This is a genomic window from Nitrospira tepida (assembly GCF_947241125.1).
Taxonomy (GTDB): Bacteria; Nitrospirota; Nitrospiria; order Nitrospirales; family Nitrospiraceae; genus Nitrospira_G; species Nitrospira_G tepida.
Genome location: NZ_OX365700.1, coordinates 2556384 through 2579201, shown reverse-complemented (window position 1 = coordinate 2579201; position 22818 = coordinate 2556384). Strand labels below are relative to the sequence as shown.

Sequence of the window (22818 nt, the reverse complement as noted above, 5' to 3'; positions counted from 1 at the left end):
GATAGACAGGTCCCCTTCAGAAAATAGGACTATTTCTCCTTCGCCGGAAGGCTGAGAGGCAGCAAAGTGGTTTCGGGGGGCTAAAAATACAATGCCCCGTAGAAAAAGGCCGTCGCCCAGGTGTTGCGGACACCCCAGCCGCTCTCCTTTTCGGGTTTGTAGTCGACATCGATGGCCAGGCGATCAAAGGCCCCGCCGATTCCGAAATTCTTGAACAGCCGATATTCGAGTCCGGCGTAGAACTCGTTCATCGACCCTTTGAAAGAGTCCGTTTCCAAATAAAACCAGTCGAACCGCACCTGAGCCTGAAGGCGGGTCGTAATGTTGTAGTTGACGAGCAGGCCGAAGCTGGGAAGCGGCACGGTCAGCTTATCGCTTTCCGTACGCGACGCGATCGTCGTCCCACCGCCGCAAGATGGTCCCCCTGAACAGATGAGGTTGCCGGCAAAAAGGGTCTTGAGGTTGGCGAGGTAGAGCCCGCCGGAGAGGCCGAGCTCGACTTTGTCGGAGTGATAAAAGGAATAATTGTAGATCAGCCGGTAGAGCTTGATGTCCAATTCGCTCTGAAGCGCGCCGCCAGCGGCATACGTGGTGTCGCCGATCGTGACATTCTCGTTGAGCACCCGATTCCCGTTCCGAGTGACGTCGTAGTAGCTGAATCCCAGGCTGTGTCGGTCGTTAAATCGGTACTGGGAATCGATGCGCCAAAAGCTATCGCTCCGTTCTCCGCCCAGCGTTCGGGCAAAATCCACCGTGCTGCCGATACCGCTGGCGCCATTGAACCGCACGATTGTATCTGCGTTGAAGACCAGACCATAGCCGCCGCGGACCATGAATCGGTTGGGCAGTTCCTCCGTGGCGGCTTCTTCGCCCCAGCCAGGAGGCGTCAGCAAAAGCACCATGGTGACCGCCAGCAGGATCCTTGCTGTGGGCTGCGTTTGAATGGTCTTCATGGGCACGTCCTCCGTACAGAAAACAGGCGAAAAATGGACAGGCCGCTACTTCCTTTCCAGCCGGGTGAAATGGACATAGGACCCGACCATGAGAAAGTTGATCGCCACGGCCACGACGTTCCAGACCATCACGGGCCGTGAGCCGATCAACCATCCATAGTAGACCCACAGGATCTGAAAGGTGCCCATGATGGCCGCCATGGTCGGGTTCATCCCCTTGCAGGACCTCCGCTTGAGCATGGCCAACAGGTCGGGAAGTGCCGCAAAAGTCGTCCCGAATCCAGCCACAAATCCGATCACTTCGGTCAATGACATCGAGCAGTGCTTTTACTTGGCCGCGGGCTTTGGCGGATAGTCCTTGTACGCCTTGGCGATGGCCCGTTCGACCAGCACGATATTCTCTCGTGCCGTATCTTCAAGGTTGGCCACCATTGTGGCCCGCCAGACCAGTTCATTCTTGACCGGTTCCACGAGGTCGGTAATCAACGTCCCTTCCTTGTACTCGTAGGTCGTGACGCCGCTGTACCCCGCTCCCCAACCGTATCCCCCGCGCCATCCATAGGCCCCGACGGTGGGGCCGGTGCTCTCGACCCGCTGCTTCTCCTTGATCCCCACCCAGTAATGGACAAGGAGGTCGGGATGATCCTCCAACCCGACCTGCCGGAGCCCTTTCTGAGAGAGCTCCCGCGAGAGGATCGTTTCAAGCCGCTTGCGAGTCAGGGAGTTGTTGAGCACTCCGCCTTGATTCAGGTCCGTGAGCCCGACAAAGGCAAAGGTCCGGAATCGCGAGAAGTCCGCCGACGGATCAAAGTCGGTCTTGACGTCGATGGTGGTGCAGCCGTAGAGAGCCCAACAGAGGAGCATGACAGAGGGCCAGGATGCTCGAATGTTCATTGATCACTCTCCTATCAATACGAGTGAATCGAGCCTCAATCTCAAATAAGACATGCATGATGTGAGCAGGAAAAGGATCGGTCCATGGTCCGGAGGGTCCTGAATCGGTCGGAGGATGGCTCCTGTTTGCGATCTGGACCGCCTTTCCCAAGAGATGACACGGCGTTTCCCATTCCTCCTTCATGCCGGCTGCGGTGTTTTGAGCAGGCGCTCGACCGGGAAACCTTGATCCGCCGCCCGTGATCGAAGCCCGCGATAGACCTCATCACTCATGACGGGCGTGCGGCTCAGGATCCACAAATGGTTGCGGTCGGGAGTGCCGACCAGCGCATAGCGGTACTCCTGATCCACCTCAAGAATCCAGTAATCTCCCTGTGCCAATACTCCGAATTTCACCTTCAGCCGGGCGTTGGTGCTCGGCTCGACGACATGGGCCGTTCCCTCGATGCTCTGCACCTCCCCGTCGAACGAGCGGGTGCGACAGCGATTGACGACCTTGATCGTGCCGTCATCCAACGGAGTGTAGTGAGCCTGAGTGGCGACGCAATTCCGTTGAAACCGTTCGGGGAACCTGGCGATTTCATACCAGGTCCCTGCATATCGGGACAGGTCGACATGCCGGGCGGTGATTAAGGGAGGATGGATCGTACACCCGAGCGCTCCCGCAATGCCTGCAAAGAGACCGGCTGTCAGAATGATTCGAACCGTGGGGTGACGCCAAAACATAGCCTCTCCCCCTCGTTACCGTGCTCCCGCCTCTCGTAGCATGACCTCGATGTCGCGGTGGCCCTTTCGTTGCGCATGTTGCAAGGCCGTGACACCGCCTTTGTCCGGGAGGTTGAGATCGGTGCCAGCCTCGATGAGGAGCCGAACGATGGCCTGATGACGCGGCCCGCCCTGCCCGAGAATCACCGTTTCCAACAGCGCGGTCCATCCCAACCGATTCACGTGATTGAGATCGACGGAGGTCTTTACCAACAGGTGTACCGCCTCGACATGGCCCCGCTCGCAGGCTGGAATGAGCGCCGTACCCCCGAAGCGATTGTAGACTTTAAAGTTAGGCCGGGCTTTCAGAATCAGGGCAAGGATCTCCGTCCGTCCCTCTGCTCCGGCATACAGGAGCGGGCTGTCTTGACGGTCGTCTTGCGCGTTCACGTCCGCTCCGGCCTCGATCAAGAGCCGGGCTGTGTCGACGGAGTTGTGCATCGTCGCCACGAGGAGAGGTGTTTGTTTCTGATCGTTCCGGCAGTCAACCGGTATCGACGTTTGCAAGGCTTGGCGGAGGACCGCGGTGTCGTTGCGCCGTGCGGCCTTCAGGAGGTCGAAACAGTCGAGCGGATCGTCGCCGTAGGCGACGGGCGCTGCCGCCATGGAGAGGGCGAGGAGCGATAATGTCACAAGACCGGTCACGCTGATCTGATCGAGAAGAGAGGTCAGGACCATCGGAATCGGATAGGCCATGGGGTCAGGCTCCGATACACTCGCAAATCGCCCGGCAGTTGGTTCATCAAGGCAAGTCACGGTCCAAGGCAGCGTCCAGCTTGTTGTGGGCCCAGCTTATCGACTGGGCCGATTGCCGGGAACTGTCAAAACTGACAGGCCTTGTTGTCGACTCGGCCTCAGCGGGAGATGTGAGCCGGTGACGTGCGCGTCACGTCCGTGGGTTTTCATCAGGCCGGGGCTCATTTCTGGAAAATCACTTTCCAATCGTCCTTCATGCTCACGTTCTGCTCCTTTCTATCGCAGTGCCCTCGGCCGGCTGCTTGAGCCTTCGCCCACGACCGTCCCCAGTGGGTGGGTTCTCATGGCGCATCAGCTCCAGGTCGCACCAGCCGGAATCCGAGATGGTTTGTACCCGTATCCGGTTCGCCTTTCCCACGCCCGCCGGCGATGTAGCGCGCGCAATACTGGTCCGTACACAAAAACGACCCGCCCTTATGCACTTTCTTCTTCACGCCTGGTTCACTGGGGTCGAAGCTGTCGACCGGTCCTTGCGGATTGCGTGTAACGAGTCCCTGACCGACCAACAACCGATAGTAGTCGTGGCGATACCAATCACTCGTCCATTCCCAGACGTTTCCGGCCATGTCATAAAGCCCGTAACCATTCGGCGGGAAGGAAGCCACCGGTGCGACAGCCGCATAGCCGTCTTCCTTTGTGTTTTTGTCCGGGAAGTGCCCCTGGAAGGTATTGGCCATGAACTGACCGCCGGGCTTGAACTCGTCGCCCCAAGCGTAGGGCTTGCGGTCGAGCCTTCCTCGCTGGGCGAACTCGAATTCAGCTTCGGTCGGCAGACGCTTCCCGGCCCATTTCGCATAGGCCAGCGCGTCTTCGTAGGCGATATGGACAACGGGATATCGCTCGCGGCCTTTGATGGAACTCTTCGGGCCTTCAGGGTGCTGCCAGTCCGCTCCGTTCACATAACTCCACCATTGGAAGTGATCGTTCAGCTTCACCGGATGGTCGGGCGGCGAGAAGACCACCGAACCGGCAACGAGATTCTCGGGCGGCGCGCCGGGGAAATCCTCCGCGCGCGGCGCGCGCTCGGCCACCGTGACGTAATCCGTTGCCTTGACGAACTTCGCAAACTGCTCGTTCGTGACTTCCGTCTTATCCATCCAAAAACCGTCCACATAGACGCGATGCCACGGCTGCGCATCGGGAAAGTCATCCGCCCCCATCCAGAACTCGCCGCCCGGAATCCAGACCATGCCCTCAGGGGTCTGTTGCGACGCTGTCGGGATCGTACGTGGGGACTCGCTGACGAGCTGTGAGGTTTGAGGTTCGACACCGCGATTTGCTTTCGCCGCAGAAATGCCCATGTCACAGGTCAGGGAGGGCACCGGAGACCAGCGGGACGTACCTTTGGACCAGCCCCACCATCCGGCAACGGCGAGTCCGCCGAGGACCAGGGTTCCCATCACCCACCGGAGGCGCGGTGTCGCTCGTATCAACGTCAGAATCCTTAGATCATTCGTGTCGCTATGATTTGATGCCTCAGTCGGACAGCGTCTTGCGCCGGGCCGTCTCGTGCAAGGCCTGTTTCATTTCGTTCGTATCGGCTGTCTTCGTCTCCTTCACCTCGATGGTGATGCTGTGAATCTTGCCGGTGAACTGATTGTCTCGTTCCTTGTAGTCCTCCGTGACCGGCGTACCCTCGTCCACTCCGACATCGGCGCCTTCGTCAGCTGAGTAGCCACAACATTGCGTATGCTCGATTCGTCCTTCGGCGGCCTTCTGCCCGTTGACAAGGATCGTGCCCGTGCCGCCCTTGCCCATCCCGGGACCATCGGATGCGAACTCATACCGGATCGTCGCCTTGCCCGGAGTCAGCGGCTGGGCCGCCGCAATATTGAACCGCTCCAGGCCGAGAAAATTGTACGTGTAGACCGGTTTGCCATCTTTAAGATAGAGGCTCCAACCGCCAAACCGGCCGGCCTGGGCCAGGATCACGCCGTTTGCGCCGCCCTCGGAAATTTCTACCTCCGCTGTGATCGTGTGGGAGCGGTTCTTCGTGTTGATGAACACGTTTTCCGACATTCCGGTCATGCCTTCATAGACTGTGAGCGAGGTGCGACTGCCCATCAAATCAGGCCTCCCGGCAATCGCAGGATTGAGGCGTTCGACCCGGCGATCATCAATGGGCAATACGTGGTACTTAACTGCTTCCTTCAGGAAAAGACCTTGCAACTCTTTAAGCTTTTTAGGAATCCTGGCTGCCAGATCGTTGGACAGGCTGAAATCATTGCGCGTATCGTAGAGTTCCCATTTGTCTTCAAGGAGGGTCGCGCGGGGCTTTGGCTCCCAGGGCACCGAGTGGACGGTAGCGGCAAACCAGCCATCCGCGTAGATTGCGCGGTTGCCGCCGATTTCGAAGTACTGGACTCTGTGCCGGCTCTTGGCTTTGGCGCCGTCGAACGTATAGGCCATGCTCACGCCTTCGATCGAGGCTTGTACGGTGCCGTTCACTACCTTCGGCTCCGGCAGGCCAGCGGCCTGCAACACCGTCGGCGCCACGTCGATGACATGATGGAACTGCGTTCGCACCTCGCCCTTCGCCTTGATGCCCTTGGGCCAGTGAATCACCAATCCGTTGCGGGTGCCACCGAAGTTCGACGCGACTTGCTTGGTCCAGGTGAACGGTGTATCGCCTGCCACGGCCCAGCCGGCTGCCATGTGGCCATAGGACATCGGACCGCCAAGTTCGTCATAATGCTGAAGAATGCTTTCGACGGTTTCCTGCACGCCGTTGAAGTATGTCATCTCGTTAAACAGGCCGTTCATGCCCCCCTCGGCGCTCGTGCCGTTGTCGCCCACGATGTAGAAGATCAGCGTGTTGTTCATTTGACCCGTCGCTTCGACGGCCTGGATCAATCGACCGATCTCGGCGTCGGTGTATTCGCCGAAGCCGGCGAAGATCTCCATCTGGCGGGTAAAGAGCTTCTTCTCGTCCGCCGTGAGCTGGCCCCAGTCCTTGATCGCGTCCGGTTTGGGCGCGAGCGTCGTCCCCGGAGGCACTACGCCCAGCTTGATCTGGCGGGCCAGGGTCTCTTCGCGGAATCGGTCCCAGCCGCCGTCGAACCTGCCCTTGTACTTGGCAATCCATTCCTTGGGCACGTGGTGCGGCGCATGGGTCGCGCCCGGCGCGAAGTAGATAAAGAACGGCTTATCCGGCGTGAGCGACTTCTGATAGCCCATCCACTTGATCGCCTGGTTGGTCATGTCGGTCATGAAATGGTAGTTCGGATCGTGCGGCAGCTCTACCTGAGTCAACCCGTCGTAGAGCAGCGGCGACCACTGGTTGGTTTCCCCGCCGATGAAACCGTAGAACTTGTCGAAGCCCGAACGGGTCGGCCAGCGGTCGGTCGGACCGGAGGGGCTGACTTCCCAGGCCGCGGTTTCGTGGTTCTTCCCGAAGAAGGCGGTGCTGTAGCCATTCAGCCGCAGCATCTCGGCGAGCGGCGCAACATTATTTGGCCGCTGGCCCGTGTTGCCCGGAAACGCGGTCGCGATTTCCGTGATCCCGCCCATATTGTTCATGTGGTGGTTGCGGCCGCTCAGCAGGGCGGTCCTGGTCGGCGAACAGAGGGCGGTGGTGTGGAAGTGGTTGTAGCGCAGCCCGTTATTGGCGAGACGCTCGACGGTCGGCATATGGATGGGCCCGCCGAAGGCACTGGACATGCCGAAACCCATATCGTCGATCAGCACGATGAGGACGTTCGGCGCTCCCGCCGGCGCCTTGACCTCGAATCGCGGCGGAGCTTTCACCTTGCGCGCATCGAGTTCGGTGATTGGTTTCGGTTTGGGTTCCGGAATCGGCAACACCGTACGATCGAGCTTGTCCGCAGCGAACGGCGCCTGCACGTCGATGACGAGATATCCCATTAGGGCTACAGTGACGACTGCGAACAATCCACGAGGTCTCATATTGAGTCTCCTTGAATCGGGACAACCGAATTCGTCTGACAGCGCTTTCTTGTGCGCGAACTCCCGCTGGCACTTTGATCTTTTCCAGCCACCTGAGTGTGTTCAATGCGCGCTTCGAGGACTTTTTGTCGTTCACCAACAGGGTGACGGTGCCGACGCAGGGAAGCCGACGGTCATCGAATATGAGATTGTCCTCGCGTATCCCGTATCATGTCTCTTCCTAATTCCCCGGCGTGTACCATATGGGGCTCGTGTAGGCCCTCTCCTGAAGCACCATTGCGGTGCCGGGAAGCGGCTTCACGCCGAAACGTTTCGCGTCGTAGGCGGTCCAGCGCGGCGTTGGGATCTCGATGACCCGAGCGTAGTAGAACGCGCGTTGACTGGCATCGAAGTCCGGGTCTTTCCAGACCGTAATCAATTCCGGATCGCCGATCGTGTTAGTCCAGGTGGCATGTTCCACATCCACGGTGTTGCCGACGGCCGACAACTTGCCGTCCTTGCCATGTCGACGCTTCTCAGCATCGCCCCAGACGACGTCATAGATCTTCTCGTGCAGGGCTCCCTTGGCGTCGAGCCAGCCTTTGATGATCTGGATACGGTCCAGATTCGCGCCGATGGGGTCTTTCAATGCCGCGACGAGGAAGGTGGGCGATTTCCCCTTCGGCGCATCGGTCAATTCGCTGCCCATCGGCACGCCTTTGCCGTAACCAATGGCTGCCGGGAGGCGGTTATGCGCATCGTCCGGCTCGAAGTCCCAGCCTCCAAAGAACCGCACGAGCATGCGCGGCCCTGTGGTGGCGTAGGTTTCACGGCGCTGCATGGCGTCAAAGATCGCCTCGCGCGTGTTCTCCGTCGCCCAGACGGCGGCGTAGCCGGCGGCCGAGACCTCCCAATCCATCACTTTTACGCCTGTCTTCGGGTGCTGAAAGAACGTCTTGGTCATGCGCTCCGGGCTTGGCTCCTGCGGGGCAGTCTTGCCGAAGAAGCTCTCCTCCTCTAACGCGGCAAGGCCCGTATGCGCATCGCTGCTGCCGATAAGCCCGAACTTGTAGGGGTTCGTGTCCAGCTTCGCTTCCAGCACGAGACCGTTCTTCAGCGCGGATCGCGCATACTCGTATTCCAGCATGTCCTTCGTCTTTGCGACGCTTCCGTCGAGGTTGCCCTTGTCCCAGATCTCGAAGTTGGCGAATTCATCGTTGGGGGAAAGGGCCGGGTGTGCTTCGCCGGTCCCCTTCGTCTGGGTGATTTCGTAGAGCCGCTCCCATTTCACTCGCGTCTCGGCGTACTGACGGTCTATCTTCTTGCCGAACGCCTCCACCATGGGAAACATCAGACCGTTACTGAGATTGCCGTTATGCGCGATCGCGAGCACTTCACTGCCCGTTTTTTCTTCCGTGGCGGCCATCCATTTCCACAGATCCTGAGGATTGTCGCTGCCGAGCGGCGGTAGTGTGGTGAAAGGCTCGACAAGCCTGGCCTTTGCGCCGTTTTCTCGGAAGATGACGTTCCGGTGCAGATTGTTCCCGCCCGTGTTGGAGGTCCACTCGTACCCGATAAAGGCGGTAAAGCGGCCTGGATCGTTGTAGGCATCCGCAGTCTTGATGACCTCCTGCCAGGCGGAGCGATAGGCATGCGTGCCGGGAAGCGGGAAGCCCTTGGGGAGGTGGTTCTTGCCGAAGCTCATGATGATATCGATCGCAGCCTCGGCGCCATGGCCGGACTTGATTTGGTCGTACCACTTTCGCCCTTGCGGGGTTGCCAACAACACGGGATCCCCGCTCATCAACTGCGGGAAAAATCCAAATCCATCGGAGTGGTCAGCAACGACGAGGAAATCCAGCGGCCGTGACAGCTTGACCGGCTGACCTGTATTCGAAGTAATCTCTTCTCCTTTGGCAAAGCGGTAGGCATCGCGAGGGGTAAGCCGGGCGCCGAACACGCCGGCGTCCATGGAGAACGACGTGTGTAGATGCGTGTCGCCGAAGAATGGTCTCGTCGGATAATTGCGGCCCGCATACGGCGAGTACGCGGGCTTTGAAGGGTGCACCTTTTCCAGCGCGGCCTTGTCGGCCGATCCGATGTCGCTCTGCTGGTAAGCCCACGCCCACGGCGCCAGGATAATGGCGATCAGTGCGGCGAGCGTTGAACGTCCGCATGCCTTCATGGTGTCCTCCTCAGAACGCTGAAACACGCTGAAGCGCCCAGAACACTGCGACACTGCCGATGGCGTACGGCGGAACAAGGCTCGCCCAGGGCGGAAGCGGACCGCAGACAGGTCGGGTGATGTTCGCCAGGCTCAGTACGGCGCCGATAAAGAGCAATTGCCCAGATTCGACGCCGACATTGAAACAGAGCAAGGCGGCCGGAATCTGTCCCTGCGGCAGACCCACCTCACTCAAGGCACCCGCGAATCCGAAACCGTGCAGCAGCCCGAACACGAGCGCCACGATCCACGGCGCGCGGGCCGTGAGCCCTTCCCGGCCGCCGCGCGCGTGAACGATCTCCGCCGCCACGAATACAATGGAGAGCGCAATGACCGCCTCCACGGGCGCCTGTGGCACATGCACGAATCCAAGCGTGACCAACGCGAGCGTGATGCTGTGTGCGATCGTAAACGCAGTGATGGTCTTCACCAGACGCCATGCTCCCTCCGTGATGATCAGAAGCGCGAGGACGAAGAGGAGATGATCGATTCCGAGTAAAATGTGCTCGATTCCCAGCGTAAGATAGACGCCCGCGACCCTGAGGCCGGATTGCAGCGTCGGTATGGCCGCCGCAGGGTGGGCCGGCGTCAGCCGCTGCGTCCAGGTCGTGCCGTCCAGGAACTCTATGCGCACCAGCGCATCGGTCATCGTGCGTTCCAGTCCGCCGATCCGGATCGACTGGCCGCGTAAAGGCTCAACCGCCCGGAGTCGCCATGTCTGGATCGCTGCGCCTCCGTGTTCGCGGGCGGTCACAGGCGTGAGCCTCTCCGTGGCCCCTGACAGTTCCGGCGAGAGCGACAGTCTCATCGCTCCGCGCATCGGTGTCTTCCACAGGACATGAAACTCGCCGGTCTTTTCTTCGTGCAGTTCGAGATAGGCCGGGCGCATCTCATGGGCAGACGCTGGAACGGAGAGAAGTAACGCAGCGAGCCATGCAATGACAATGGCGCACCTCATTGCGCAAGCTTTGCCAATGGTCCAATCAATGGCCTGACCGTTTCATCGACGACCACCTCATATTTTTTCAACAATCCGGCAACAAATTGTTCGTTCGCCTTGGCTTGTTGCACGCGATGCCAATCCTCCAGCACCTGAGCCCGCACCTCATCAAAGGGCCGCAATCGAGGGGCCTCCCGGTCGCTGACGTTCACGAGATGAAATCCGTACCCCGACTGAATGGGGCCATGCCATCGGCCTGGTTCCAGAGCGAATACGTTTCCGGCAAACTTCTCTCCGAACAGTCTCGTGACGACCTGCTCATCCAAGCCGGGATAGTCGCGCTCCAGCAGCGAGCTATCGCCCAATTGCTCAACATGAGCTTGCATGAGGTCCGCAAGCCCTTTTCTCGCAGCGGGCTCCGTTTTGAAATAGACCTGGGAAAATGAGGTACGCGCTGGTGTCCGGTAGCGGGCTGATTCGGACTCATAAAGCCGCCTCAATTCGGCTTCTGCTGGCTCGGCAAGCCGGGCCGTATCCTGCACGAGAAATTCCATCTTCTGCGCCAGCCGGCGGCGGACGATCGTATCGTTCTCGTCCAATCCCATGGCTTTCGCCTCACGGGCAAGGAGTTCTTCCTTCACATAGTCCGCGACGAGGCCTTGGAGTTCCTCTTTGGTGGGCGATCGCTGCCATTGCCGCGTCCAGGTCTCCGTGAGCCAGTTCACCTCCGCCGTAGTCAGGCGCAGGACGCGCGGTTCGTCGCCGCCTCCACGATTGATCCAGCCGTGGGCACCGAACAACAGTCCGCCCAAGACCAGAAAGTGCAGCAATGGTTCGGCGAGCCAGCGTCTCATGACGGTGCCATCCATGAACTCGCGTCAGAGCGCCGGGCTAACAGGTCCGGCACTTTGTGCTGAACATAGCCCAATCTTCTCGACCGCCTGGCCATCAACGGCCATCCAACGCCAGGGGGAGTGCTTTAGCTTCGAATCGCGGCGACACTTTCGTCTCCCGCGCGTCCAATGTGGTGATAGTCGGGAGTTCGGGCTCCGGAATCAGTATCTGGGTCCGGTCGAGAGATCCCGTCTCGCCCGGATATGTCAGTGTCATGACTGCCGCAAGCGCCCAGCAACGCGAGGCCGAAGGCCCCGCGTCTCTTGTCTCTCCCCATGTGGTCGCTCCTCCGGTACCCATTAAGGTGACGAGGCCTTAACCGCTCCGGTTCGACGGGTTGCGTTCGCCGCTGCCCCAGATGAAACTCACCTGGAAGAAATTGATGTAGGCGCCGGGAAACTGTCCGACGACGCTGCCGCCCAGCGGTCCGCGATCCTGGTTGACGGACATAGTGCCGCTGTAGGCCAATTCGTAACTAAAGGCCACGTTGAGCGTGGGGCTGGCTTGCCATTCGGCGCCAAGCCCGAACCGGAAAACCTGGCCGATCGGGAGGGTGACCGTGCGGTCCTGGTCCTTCAGCATTGAACTGTCCCAGGCGAAGCCGGTATTGATCAGCCAGGCTTCATTCAGGCGATAGCGGCTTCCCAGAGCGACATGGTAGGTGTCTTGATAGTTCACCTTGATGGTCCCGCTCGGAGTCAGCGTGTCTCCGGCCACCCCGATATCCACTTTTCCGAACTGGCTCCAGTCTTGCCATCCAAAGTCCAGCATCAAGGCCCACCGATCGGTGAACTCATGGTAGGCGCTCAGCATTACTTGCTGAGGGACTCTCACCCCCAAATCGAGTTGATTACCCAGCAGGCCCCGGTTTTGTAAAGCGGTTCCGATCGGGCCTGACAGACCGGTGAACTCGGGGACATCGGAAAAATTCAGCTTCACTTGTGAATAGTAGGTGACGCCAAATCGCATCCCTTTCTTGGGTTCGAACAATACTCCAACATTTCCGCCGGCTCCTGCGGTCGTATCCTTCACCTGCATTTGCCCGTCCGGCACATCAAGGAAGAGCCGGTTGTTGACGGCGGCGCTGTAGTTGAGGTAGCCGACCATGACGTTGGCGGCAGCCCCGATGGAGAGTTGGTCGGTGATGCGATAGCTGAGACCCGGCATGACGCTCACACCGATCAACGTGCTCTCCAGCCCGTGATACCGGCCGACCCACCCGCTGTTGTAATTCAAGCCGAGCCCGAAATTGGAAAACAGGCCGATACCCAGTTTGATATCCCGACCCAAACCGTGGACATAGAACAGACTGGCGCCGGGTAAGACACCAAGCGGGTTTCCACCGTCGTTTCCATCCACCGTCGTTCCGCCACTTGGGCTGAACCCAATGCTCCCATAGAGCAGTTGAGCGCCTGCCTGGAACTGGTTGCCCTCGAGCAAACTCATGCCGGCCGGATTCTTGAGGAGCGTGGCTGGATCCTGCGCACGGGCTGCCCAGCCCGCACCAGCCAGTCCGACATCGGCTGTGCCGATTTCATAGAGCGAGAGACCGCCGGCCATCGCCTGAGCCGAAGCCATCAGCATCGTGGTGAGCGTGGCTGTAATCGCCACTCTTCGTGGCACGGGTCGCCTCATATCGCTGCTTCACTGAGAACCGGTGCTACTTCATCATCTTTTCCACGGTTTTCCGCAGGTCGGCTGACTTGGGATTGCTGACGCTCCGCTTGACGACGATGTCCGTGGGCCGGACATCCTTCCCGTAGTAGGCTCGATTGGACTCATTCGACACAGCGATGATCGCTCCCTCGGCCGAGATGCCAGCGAAGATGCCCTTCTTCCGAGCATAGGACAGGATATCGGCGGCGATGCCACGAACCGAGACTCCTTCCCCTTCCGGGCCGACGGCCATGGAGACATCCGCGCCCAGCTTGAAATCGGTTCGATAAAATTCCTCCAGCCCTTTCTGGGTTCTCACCACCAGCACCATCTCCGATACGTCCCCTCCGATTTGCAGGCCGAAACTGGCCGACCCGATGGTGTAAAAGGCCGGTTCGGACCAGTCGCCGGTTTTCTCATCCCGCACCAGCAAGACTCCGCTGCCTCCCGCGCCGCCGAAGACGAAGGCCCCTCGGACAAATTGTGGGACAATGAAGAGCGCTTTGGCCTCAGACTTCAATTCGCGAATTGGACCGCCCACACTGGGGTCGGCGGCAAATGCCTCTATGGTAAGGCGCGCCTTGTCCACGAGTTGTTGCTGTTCGGCGAAGTCGGCAGCATAGGATGGAGGCGCGATCATCAGTGCCTGGATGGTCAGCGCCACCGCGCCGAGTCCCAACCTCATGCTACGCATCTGCCTTCGGTGTGTTCCTCGGTGCTTCTGCTGTTCGACAATCATGTGAGACCTCCTCTTGTGCAATGGCCGACAACGTGTGCTACTTCTCGGCTGGCGGCGCCAGATTGAAATCAATCTCCCCGCTTTCATCGAACGGGATGGTGAAGTTGCTGGGCGCTTGCGCGAAGGCCTTGCCTTTGAGGCGGTAGCGCAGCTTGGTCGCTGATGCGCTCATCTCCTGCATCTGGCGCAGGAATCCGCCGAGGCCGGTGATGACTTCCGCGGTGATCATCTCGGAACTGAAGCGCGGGATGGTCACGGCCTGGCCGGACATGCCGTTGCCAAACTCCTTCTCGTTGAGGTCGATCTGAAAGCGGATGCCGTTAATGCCCAGATCGAAGTTGTTCGGATTTTGAATACGCAATTGCACGTCGAACCGTTGTTCGAAAACAGCCACGTCCTTTGGGGCGATGTCGGCGATGCCAAATTTAGGTGTCTCAAAGTCCTTCGGCATCGTCGAACAGGCTGTGACTGCCGCGACAATCAGCATAGGCCATGTCCGGGTGGCACCACCGCAATGTGGCCGTCGCTGCATATGCGTTCTCCTTCATAATGGCGTGGGTCTACCCCGAGACCGCAGAAGTCCACCTTGGCCCTCCCGATCGGTGGCCAGATCGTGGAGCGATCCTACGGTTCAGCGGGTATGGCGACAACTGTCAATTCTGACAGGTCAGATCATGAGGTATTGAGAGTCTCGGAGAGACCGGCGCCACCCGTGATGAGGACAGTCAGACGCTCGAACTCAAAACACATAGGAGGCGCCAAGGGTGACATTGGTATTGTGCACCAAGCCCTCCTCGAAGCTCTGCTTGCGTTGCGACCGTTGAAAACCAAGCAGCACATTCCACCGTTCGGAGAGGCGATAGCGGGCGTTGATCTCTCCCAGCACGACGGTCTCATGACCGTCTTTGCGCTCATCTCCCACGATGCCGCTGGTCCAATTGTTTCGCTCGTAATGGAAGCCCAGTTCGAGTCCCAGTCGCTTCGTCAACTCGGCCTCCAATCCCAGGGCGACGTAATGGTTGATGTAGGACGTATCATCGCGCAGCTCCGGCTGATGACGGCCGTCCGCCAACCCCCGCTCGTAATGGTATCCCAGGGTGAACGCCATGCGTTCCGTCATGTGCCAGACCAGATGCGGGCCGACTGTCCAAAAATTTGTGTTCTGGTGCTCAAAGGCATCGTTGTAGAGTCGAACGCCATAGCGCGCCAATAGGCGCAGTTCCCAACTGTCCGACAATCGTTGCTCCAGCCTCACCGATCCGATGTGGCTGGTGACTCGCTCCTCAGCCAGGGAGTCGGTGCGCTTGCTTTCGTTGTCGCCCAACAGCAGGTTCGGCGTGGAGTAGAAGCGGACGCGCATTTTCGTGTCCGGCGTGAATTCGTGCAGGGCCTGGATGCCGAAGCTTCCGTGGTTGAAGCGAGGGTTCACCGCGTAGACGAAAGCTTGCCCGCGAACGGCAACCTCCGTGCGCCCCCAGGGCGAGGCGAAGGGTCGTGCAACAGTCAGCTCCGGCTCGATGACCATATCCGAACCCTTGCCGGTAAGGACCGAATCCAGTACAGGCTGGGTAGGGTCGCCGTGCAGGCTTAAGCGGCGCGTGGCCGAAAACAGGGCCACATCATCGGTATAGTGAAGATTGCCGACGGCATTGACGGACCATTCTTCGGCGCCGGAGGCGGTTGCGCCGAGGATAAGCAGGTGGATAAGGCCGATGCGGCAGAACCGTTCGATGGATCTCAGCAAGCTCACCGTGATCCAATCCTTGCCTCCTCAGGAGGAGGTTGGGACGGCTCCCGGCGAGCCTGGCGGCGGATAGGCCAGCGACCCTCGGATTTCGGTGATCTTCTCCTTGGGTAGGTTCGGCAGGTACAGGGCTCGCTGGGCCTTCCATTCCTTAACCTGCGCCTCGACTGCATGAACGCGGCTTTCATCGACCGGCTTGCCCGGCAGTTCATACTGAATCTGAGCCGGGAAGGCAAAGTCCGATCCCGCCGCCGCGACGATGTCCATGATTCGCAGATTCAGGTCTTCGGCGATCTCCAGGGATTCCGTGTAATCCGTCACCCCGATGTAGGCAAAGACGCCCACATTCAACGAATAATCGCCAAACCCGAGAAACCGAACCCAGAGTGGCTCCGGGAGGACTTTGGGATGCGCATAGAGCATCATCTGGACTTCGACGAGAATGTATCGGATCTGGTCCGGCGTGGTCTCGTACCGCAGGCCAATCTGAGGGTGGTACCAGAATCGATCGCGGACGGAGTAGTTGTCCAGGTGCAGATTGGCAAATTCGCCGTTGGCCACGGTGATCAGGCTCCGATCGAGCGTGCGGATTCGAGTGGCCCGCAGGCCGATTTCTTCCACGGTCCCCACCTGGTCGCCGAAGCGGCAGAAGTCCCCGACGCGCACCGGTTGCGAGGAAAACAACGTCAGGGCTCCGAAAATATTCTCCAGGCTTTTCTGGGAGGCGAGGGCGACCGCCACGCCGCTGATGCTGAGGCCTGCCAGCAAGGTCGTGACCTTGAATCCCATGTTGTCCAACCAGAGCAGCATGATGCCGGTCATCACCACCAGCTTGACCAACCGTGATACGGGCGTGACCAGCACCCGCGCGCCGGCCAAACCCCTGCGGTCAAGGTCCCCAAGGATGCGAGAGGCGCCGAAATCCACCAACCGAATCAGCAGCCACGCTAAGGCAAAAAGCGGAATCGTCGCGACCTGCATGAGCGCGCTGAAGGCGACCGACGGCCCAATGAGCGGGCTCAAGGCTCTGGCGAGCAGGATCCAGACGAGCAGCTTGAGAGGAGCGGCAAAAAACCGTTCCAGATTCTCCGCGCGTTGGACGCTGAACAGCCGCAGAATCCGTCCTCCCAGCCAGGTGATCCACGTGGCGACGGGGTACAGCAGGAGCAGGACGGTGACGGTCAGAACCCATTGCCAGAGGTGAATGCCGAGGATCGAATAGTCGAACATCCAGGCCGGGAAGAACCGTTCGAGCGGCCCATAGCCATATTCCTTATAGAGCGCCGGGATGTCCGCCGTCGTCGTGGACGCGAACTTCCAGATGTGGGCGCCGTCTCCATAGGGAACCTGTTGCAGCAGGATATCGTAGGACTTGTCGCCGGCGGCAAGACGGCCGACCCGTTCGCGCCCTGCCGGTAGATTATCTTGGCGATCGCCTTCAGGAGACGAACTCAGGAGTTCAAGATCGATGAAGAGGGCGCGATCCAGAATAATCTTGAATTGGCGCGCCAGATCAGGTCCCTGATTTAGGTCAAGACCGGGAGGCAGGTTGCGGAGATCCAGATATTCCGACGCCGTTGCATAGTCCCGCTCTCTCGTGGCCTTAAGAAATCCCTTGACGGCGGATCGCGGGGTCTGGCGACCGAGTGGATCGTCCGGTATTTGCGTGCCGGCCAATTGTTCCGGCTGGAACGTCTCGACGGCGCGCCGTTCCTTTGCGCCCTTGATCAGCTCTTTGACGCTCGGTTTTGTCTGATCACCGGCAGCCCATAGCGGCAGAGGGTGCGGTAGATTCGTCATGACCAAGGCTGTTCCTGCGATCATCACTACCAATCTCAGACGCCTGGTGAGTCCCCTCATGGCATGTCCCTCCTTCGATCTCCGGATACGATGGCACAGGATGTCAAAATGTGCGCAATGATCATCGACTGGAACGGTCGCGTCAATGTGATCAGGCGGGAGACAATTGGGATGGGACCGCGCAGGTGGTGGCGCAGGATAAGCGCCATCCACCTTGAACTCATGACGACAGATGAATCTCTGTCACTTGTGCATTTTGGTGAATTTGGACCCCTCCAAGGTCAGGTTGTACATGAGACCCTTTTGACCGAAGACAAACCCGACGATCGGATCCTTGATCTTGGCCGTGTCAATCGAACCGCCCGCTCCAAGCGTGACCAGTGCGACGGACCCGTCGACTCCCGCCTTCCAGCCTTCGCCCGTGCGGAATTTGTACAGTGCTTCCTCGTCCATGAACACGAGGAGCACGGTCTTCATCTGTCCTCCGAACTGGAATCCGAACGACGCCGAGGCAATGTTGTAGTAGTCCTCAGTTTTGCCTGCGATGCGGAGCGCCCCTTCCCCATATTCACCGCCGAATCCGACCCCGGCTTTCAGCACCTTCGGCAGGACCAGCACTCCCTTGCTGCTTTCCAGAAACTCCTTTCCTCCCCCCACTTGCTTCTGAAATTCTTCCAAGGCCACGTCCACGCTGACATCGATTTCTCTGGCGGTCGCAGCGCTCGCCTGGTCCGCCAGCCATCCGGCTGTCACGAAGACCAGACTCAGGGTGACAGACACAGCCCACAGGTGCTTGATATTCCACATCACGCGGCTCCTTTCTCGCATAGAGAACAAATTCGGTCTCGGGATTATACGTGATCGAGCACCCGAGAATACGACTCCATGATATTCCGGGGAGAAAAGCGGCGACACTGTCAAAATTGACAGGATCGCGCAGTGCCGGTCCGACCGACCATTGCCGGAACGTGATCGGCAAGCGCACTTGTCCGGTCCGAGACTATTTCGCAGAACCCGACTGCCTCGCAATCCCCGCCTTGTACTCCTCCTCGGAAATCTCCTTCACCTCGGAGGATTGCAACGTGACCGTGCTCCCGGTTTTCGCGTCCTTGATTTTCACGGCTCCCCCTTTGCCGGTTTCCTTGACTTCGGTGCTGTAATAAGACTTGCCGGACGCCGGATCGGTCACCCGGTAATAGTTAGTGCAGCCGGCGGTCATGACGGTGGAGGCGAACAATGCCAAGGCCAGACTAAAGTGTTTGCGCATGATGTCCTCCTCAGTAAAGGGGTTGATATCCTGTCGCCGTCCTCGCCGATGCGACAGGGTTGTCTGACGTTTAGAACGACCCGAACATGTAGCGAACACCAACTTCGACATTCCACTCATATGCGCCAATGAGGTCACGCCCCCATAAGCCCACACCTGGACGCACATACGCGCCGAGCCGACCGATCAGATTCCGGCCCAGTTCAAATTCAAACGTCATGCTGCTCTTCGCATTGCGCTCCCAATTGACCTGCCACACTCCCTGCAGGATAGTCCACCAGCGCTCGGGCCAGATCGTATTGATTTGCATTGAGGCCCTGGTGACCTCGAAGTCAGAACGGGCCGGGTCGCCGCCAACCGACACCTGATGCTGGAACACCCCGAACAAAAAGGACTCCCATCGCGGGAGGAACCGGGCCGTGGCAATGAGCGGGCCAACGGTGTATTTTCCAAGACCTAACGTATTCTCGTCGGCGGTAGGGAACGTGGAGATCACGCCGATGAAGAATCCGTATTCGGGCGTGTTATAGGCGCGCCATCCCGCTGCGACGGCGAGGTCGCTCAGGCCTTGCGCGCTCAGGCTCCCCGGGCGATTCGGATCGGTCCATTTTAGGAAGGGCACATCCACCCGAAACAGCCAATTGCTTCGGAATGGGAGATCCACCCGCAGCGTGCTGTCCCTGGCTTGGGCGCCGTGAGGCAGATTCGCATATTGGGTGGTCAGTTGCACTCGGCCGACGATGGCCGTCGGATCGGTCCCGTATTTGGCCGCAAGCTTCTTGAGCCTCTCCGCTTCAGCTTGTACTTCAGGAGTCAAAACCCTAGGCCTCAGTCGAGGCGGAAGGAACCGTGGTTCCTTCGGAGGGCCTTCCGGTCCCGGCTCGCCCTCCGACTTGGACCCCTTCGCTCTCTGCTCTTCCGGGTCCTGATCGGCCGGAACACTGTCTTCACTTATGACGCTAGGTGATGCTTCGTGAGCCCAGGCCGAATCGAGACTCCGCGCAACGCCTGTCATATGCGACAAGCCGATGACTACCAGCGCCGGAAACCAGGCTGCCCCTGTTCTCGTTCCCCTGCCTCTCGCCGTACGGCAGGATCTCAGAATCTTACGAGAAGACACCTGTCATCCGGCGGCTCCAAGTGACGGACGTTCGGCGCTAACCGCGGACAGGATCATACCCTTGATACGGCGAAGGGAGTACTGTCAGAAATGACAGGCCCCCTGCCCGATCCGCAGGGCCTCCGGCCGGCGACGATCTATGTCGCTCGCCGGCTCAACCTGATCCCGATTTGGTCGAGCAGCGGAGTGGCAATCATCGTCAGCGCAATCACCATGGTGCCGGACGCGAATTGGAGCGGAGTCACAACGCCCGAGGCGAGCAAGGTGCTCAGGATCACAAAGCCGAACTCACCGCCCTGCGATAAGAGAAATGACAGTCGCACAGCCTGACGATGCCCCATGGACAGGGATCTGGCGGCTGCATAGAGTACCGCGGTTTTGACCAGGACGATCACGACCACATGCATCAGCAGTTTCGTCGTGTGCCCGGTCAGGACGGTCAGGTCCAACGAGAGGCCGACGGAGACAAAGAACAACGCCAATAGGAGGTTTTTGAACGGCGTGACTTCCTGCTCAATCCCCCGTTGATGAGCTGTACCGGAAAAGGCCAGGCCCATGAGGAAAGCGCCCAACGCCATCGAGAGTCCGGCACGAGACGCCAGCCACGCACTGCCGAGGAGCGCAATGAAAATCACGGCCGTGAAGCTCTCGGTCATGTTCCGAGCGAGGGTGAGGCGAAACAGCCATGGACAAACTACTCGACCAAAGCCGAATAGGACCAACATGGTCCCGAAGGTCCGACCGGTGTCCCACCAGGATATGGACTCCGCCGATCCGGTTCCCGCAAACACCGGTACCAGAACCATAATGGGCACCACCGCCAAATCTTGGAACAGCAAGATACCGAAGGCCGCCCGGCCGTGCTCCTGGTCCAACTCCCGCTTGGAGGCGAGCATTTGCAGCACCAAGGCGGTGGAGGAGTTGGAAATGACCAGTCCCAAGAGGAGGGCCAGCGGCCAGGTGGGCGCGAACAGACGCCAGTAGAACATGAGGACGAATCCAGTCACCAGCACCTGCAACGTTCCCAGCACAACGGCATAACGTCGCAACGACCAGACTTTCCGAAGGTCGAGTTCAAGGCCGATAAGGAACAAAAAGAAGACCACGCCCAGTTCGGAGATTTCCCGCAGGCGGTCAACCTGGGTGGGCCCCAATATGTGCGAGGACCCCAGGATGACGCCGGCGATCAACAGCCCGAGGTCGGCGCCCATTCCGAACCTGCGGGCGAGCGGAATTGCCACCGCGCTGATCATGAGTAGGAGCGTGACGGCCAAAACGATCTCGTCCAGATGCAAATAGGTATTCATCGGAACCCCCCGCGAGGGGTGACAGGATACGCGGCCAATCCGCGAATGTGAAGGGACCGATGAACTGCGCCGATACCGTCGTTCCCGCGCATTCGAGGCCGAACAGATGACGCGAACCGCGACACCGCCCGGTTGATCGGCGAGATTCACACAGGACCTCGGATGGTCGCTGCAACCAGATCTGTCAATTCTGACAGTATGACGAGGAGGACGCTCACCCTAGAATGGCTCTATTCTCAAGTCGGCGCTATCGAGTCACGGTTCTCGTGATGTCCCTAAGAGGTCCAGACCTGTGCCGTCGTTCTCGTCCCTTCCCAAAACGTCATGGGTTCGGATAACCATCCTCGCGGTCATCCTCCTGTTCGAGACCGGCTGCGCCCACTATCCGGTGAACCCGAAGCTTGAGCGCTATGAGCCGGCCCACCCGTCGATCAGCTCTCCCAATCGATCCGATGAACTCCTCTTGGTCGTATCCTTTTCCGGCGGAGGGACCCGTGCCGCCGCGTTGGCCTATGGGGTGCTCGAAGCCATGGCCCGAGTCGAGGTTCCGGCGCCGCCCCGTAGGCCTGCCCTTCCCGAGACGCGACTCACGCATCGCCTCTTCGACGAGATAGACATCGTCACGGGTGTCTCAGGCGGGAGCGTGACGGCCGCCTCTCTAGCCCTTCGCGGCGAACGGATCTTCACGGACTTTCGTCACCAGTTTCTCAGCCGGAATGTCACCTGGGGTCTGGTTGGAAGGCTGCTGAACCCGATCAATCTATGGCGGTTGGCATCCGTGTATTTCAGCCGGACCGATCTCGAGGCGGAATATTTTGATGATCTGCTGTTTCACGGAGCCACCTACAAGGATCTCGATTCCCAAAGAGGACCGGACCTCTTTATCCAAGCCACCGATATCGTGGACGGCCACTATTTTTCGTTTTCGCGGCTTCAATTCGGGTTAATTTGTTCCGACCTCTCGCGGTTTCCTCTGGCCCGAGCGGTGGCGGCTTCGGCTTCCCTTCCCGGTCCGTTCACCGCCATCACCATCCGCAATTATGCGGGTCAATGTGGGTATCAGGAAGAACCCTGGATGACGGAGGCTCTTGGGAGACGGGACATCACGAGTCGTGCCTATCGCTTGGCGAGACAGTTGCGTTCGTACCAAGATTGGGAAGGCAAACCCTACATCCATCTGGTTGACGGCGGCATCAGCGATAACCTCGGGGTGCGAGGATACTTGGACTTCTTGATCGCGAGCGGCGATCCTTCCCGCGCGTTCAAGCAGCGAGGGATTGAACACGTCAAGCGGGTGGCCTTTATCATAGTCAACGCCGAGACGAAACGGTCTACTCGCTATTGGAGTTTGCTGGAAGAAACGCCCGGCCTGGACAATATCAGCGATGTGTCATTCTCGGCCATGATCAACAGCTACAATTTCGAATCGATGGAACTCCTCCGACGGATGGTCAAGGGCTGGTCCGTTCATCGGCAGGAGACTGCGCCGGATCAAGAGCCGATCGAGTTTTATGCCGCGGAAGTCGCCTTCAGCGCGCTCTCGGACTACAAAGAGCAGGAAACGTTTCTCAACTTCCCGACCAGTTTCGATCTATCGGAGGAACAGATCGACCGTCTCCGCGAAGTCGCCGCCCGACTGCTCTATCAATCCGAAGACTTTCGCCGGCTGGTTCAGGATCTCGGCGGCAAGCTTCCCTCGTCATTATTGGCGCCGGCGTCGATGTCCCCGTTGCCTCCGCAGAAGTCTCACTAACCTCATGATGAACAGTCTGGGCAACAGGCGGTTCGATTATTGCTTCCTTTTCAATGGCGCTCCCGTTGTCGGATGACGCTGACCTGATACCCTCATCCAGTCCGGGTTGAGGTTGGAATCC

20 protein-coding genes are annotated in these 22818 nt (G+C 59.3%); 1 reads left to right on the top strand and 19 read right to left on the bottom strand.

Annotated elements, in window-relative coordinates:
• Positions 1 to 80: 80 nt before the first annotated feature.
• The 19 genes from QWI75_RS12205 to QWI75_RS12115 all read right to left on the bottom strand — a co-directional run bounded on the left by QWI75_RS12205 (position 81) and on the right by QWI75_RS12115 (position 20944).
• Positions 81 to 953 (bottom strand): hypothetical protein, encoded by an 873-nt coding sequence (locus tag QWI75_RS12205; RefSeq protein WP_289268853.1) that lies wholly within the window; start codon positions 951 to 953, stop codon positions 81 to 83.
• Between the two features lie 45 nt (positions 954 to 998).
• Positions 999 to 1268 (bottom strand): SemiSWEET family sugar transporter, encoded by a 270-nt coding sequence (locus tag QWI75_RS12200; protein ID WP_289268852.1) that lies wholly within the window; start codon positions 1266 to 1268, stop codon positions 999 to 1001.
• Positions 1269 to 1280: 12 nt separating this feature from the next.
• Positions 1281 to 1847, bottom strand: coding sequence for a DUF4136 domain-containing protein (locus QWI75_RS12195; RefSeq protein WP_289268851.1), 567 nt, complete (start codon positions 1845 to 1847; stop codon positions 1281 to 1283).
• 180 nt (positions 1848 to 2027) lie between these two features.
• The gene (locus tag QWI75_RS12190; protein ID WP_289268850.1) at positions 2028 to 2573 is read right to left on the bottom strand and encodes a lipocalin family protein; all 546 of its coding nucleotides are present in this window, start codon (positions 2571 to 2573) and stop codon (positions 2028 to 2030) included.
• 15 nt (positions 2574 to 2588) lie between these two features.
• The gene (locus QWI75_RS12185; RefSeq protein WP_370693640.1) at positions 2589 to 3218 is read right to left on the bottom strand and encodes an ankyrin repeat domain-containing protein; all 630 of its coding nucleotides are present in this window, start codon (positions 3216 to 3218) and stop codon (positions 2589 to 2591) included.
• 431 nt (positions 3219 to 3649) lie between these two features.
• Positions 3650 to 4768 (bottom strand): formylglycine-generating enzyme family protein, encoded by a 1119-nt coding sequence (locus tag QWI75_RS12180; RefSeq protein WP_289268848.1) that lies wholly within the window; start codon positions 4766 to 4768, stop codon positions 3650 to 3652.
• A 76-nt stretch (positions 4769 to 4844) separates the two neighbouring features.
• The gene (locus tag QWI75_RS12175) at positions 4845 to 7232 is read right to left on the bottom strand and encodes an arylsulfatase (RefSeq protein ID WP_289268847.1); all 2388 of its coding nucleotides are present in this window, start codon (positions 7230 to 7232) and stop codon (positions 4845 to 4847) included.
• Between the two features lie 262 nt (positions 7233 to 7494).
• Positions 7495 to 9438 (bottom strand): DUF3604 domain-containing protein, encoded by a 1944-nt coding sequence (locus QWI75_RS12170; protein ID WP_289268846.1) that lies wholly within the window; start codon positions 9436 to 9438, stop codon positions 7495 to 7497.
• 10 nt (positions 9439 to 9448) lie between these two features.
• Positions 9449 to 10231, bottom strand: a complete 783-nt coding sequence (locus QWI75_RS12165) for a HupE/UreJ family protein (protein ID WP_289268845.1) — start codon at positions 10229 to 10231, stop codon at positions 9449 to 9451.
• A gap of 200 nt (positions 10232 to 10431) precedes the next feature.
• The gene (locus QWI75_RS12160; RefSeq protein ID WP_289268844.1) at positions 10432 to 11271 is read right to left on the bottom strand and encodes a peptidyl-prolyl cis-trans isomerase; all 840 of its coding nucleotides are present in this window, start codon (positions 11269 to 11271) and stop codon (positions 10432 to 10434) included.
• 355 nt (positions 11272 to 11626) lie between these two features.
• Positions 11627 to 12934, bottom strand: coding sequence for an OmpP1/FadL family transporter (locus tag QWI75_RS12155; protein WP_289268843.1), 1308 nt, complete (start codon positions 12932 to 12934; stop codon positions 11627 to 11629).
• Between the two features lie 37 nt (positions 12935 to 12971).
• Positions 12972 to 13661: a lipid-binding SYLF domain-containing protein gene (locus QWI75_RS12150; RefSeq protein WP_289268842.1), complete on the bottom strand. Its 690-nt coding sequence runs from the start codon at positions 13659 to 13661 to the stop codon at positions 12972 to 12974.
• Between the two features lie 82 nt (positions 13662 to 13743).
• Positions 13744 to 14193, bottom strand: a complete 450-nt coding sequence (locus QWI75_RS12145) for an LEA/WHy family protein (RefSeq protein WP_289268841.1) — start codon at positions 14191 to 14193, stop codon at positions 13744 to 13746.
• Positions 14194 to 14445: 252 nt separating this feature from the next.
• On the bottom strand, positions 14446 to 15456 hold the full coding sequence (locus QWI75_RS12140) for an outer membrane beta-barrel protein (protein ID WP_289268840.1): 1011 nt from the start codon (positions 15454 to 15456) through the stop codon (positions 14446 to 14448).
• 21 nt (positions 15457 to 15477) lie between these two features.
• A complete protein-coding gene (locus QWI75_RS12135; protein ID WP_289268839.1) occupies positions 15478 to 17250 on the bottom strand; it encodes a mechanosensitive ion channel family protein in 1773 nt (590 codons plus the stop codon).
• A 243-nt stretch (positions 17251 to 17493) separates the two neighbouring features.
• The gene (locus QWI75_RS12130) at positions 17494 to 18057 is read right to left on the bottom strand and encodes a lipid-binding SYLF domain-containing protein (protein ID WP_289268838.1); all 564 of its coding nucleotides are present in this window, start codon (positions 18055 to 18057) and stop codon (positions 17494 to 17496) included.
• Positions 18058 to 18250: 193 nt separating this feature from the next.
• Positions 18251 to 18517: a hypothetical protein gene (locus QWI75_RS12125; RefSeq protein ID WP_289268837.1), complete on the bottom strand. Its 267-nt coding sequence runs from the start codon at positions 18515 to 18517 to the stop codon at positions 18251 to 18253.
• A 70-nt stretch (positions 18518 to 18587) separates the two neighbouring features.
• Positions 18588 to 19334, bottom strand: coding sequence for a hypothetical protein (locus tag QWI75_RS12120; protein WP_289268836.1), 747 nt, complete (start codon positions 19332 to 19334; stop codon positions 18588 to 18590).
• Between the two features lie 440 nt (positions 19335 to 19774).
• Positions 19775 to 20944 carry a cation:proton antiporter domain-containing protein gene (locus tag QWI75_RS12115; protein WP_289268835.1) on the bottom strand — a complete coding sequence of 390 codons (1170 nt, stop codon included), beginning with the start codon at positions 20942 to 20944 and terminating at the stop codon, positions 19775 to 19777.
• A 292-nt stretch (positions 20945 to 21236) separates the two neighbouring features.
• On the opposite strand from QWI75_RS12115, the gene QWI75_RS12110 reads away from it, so the two are divergent.
• Entirely contained in the window at positions 21237 to 22697 is a 1461-nt protein-coding gene (locus tag QWI75_RS12110; protein ID WP_289268834.1) for a patatin-like phospholipase family protein, read from the top strand.
• Positions 22698 to 22818 lie beyond the last annotated feature (121 nt).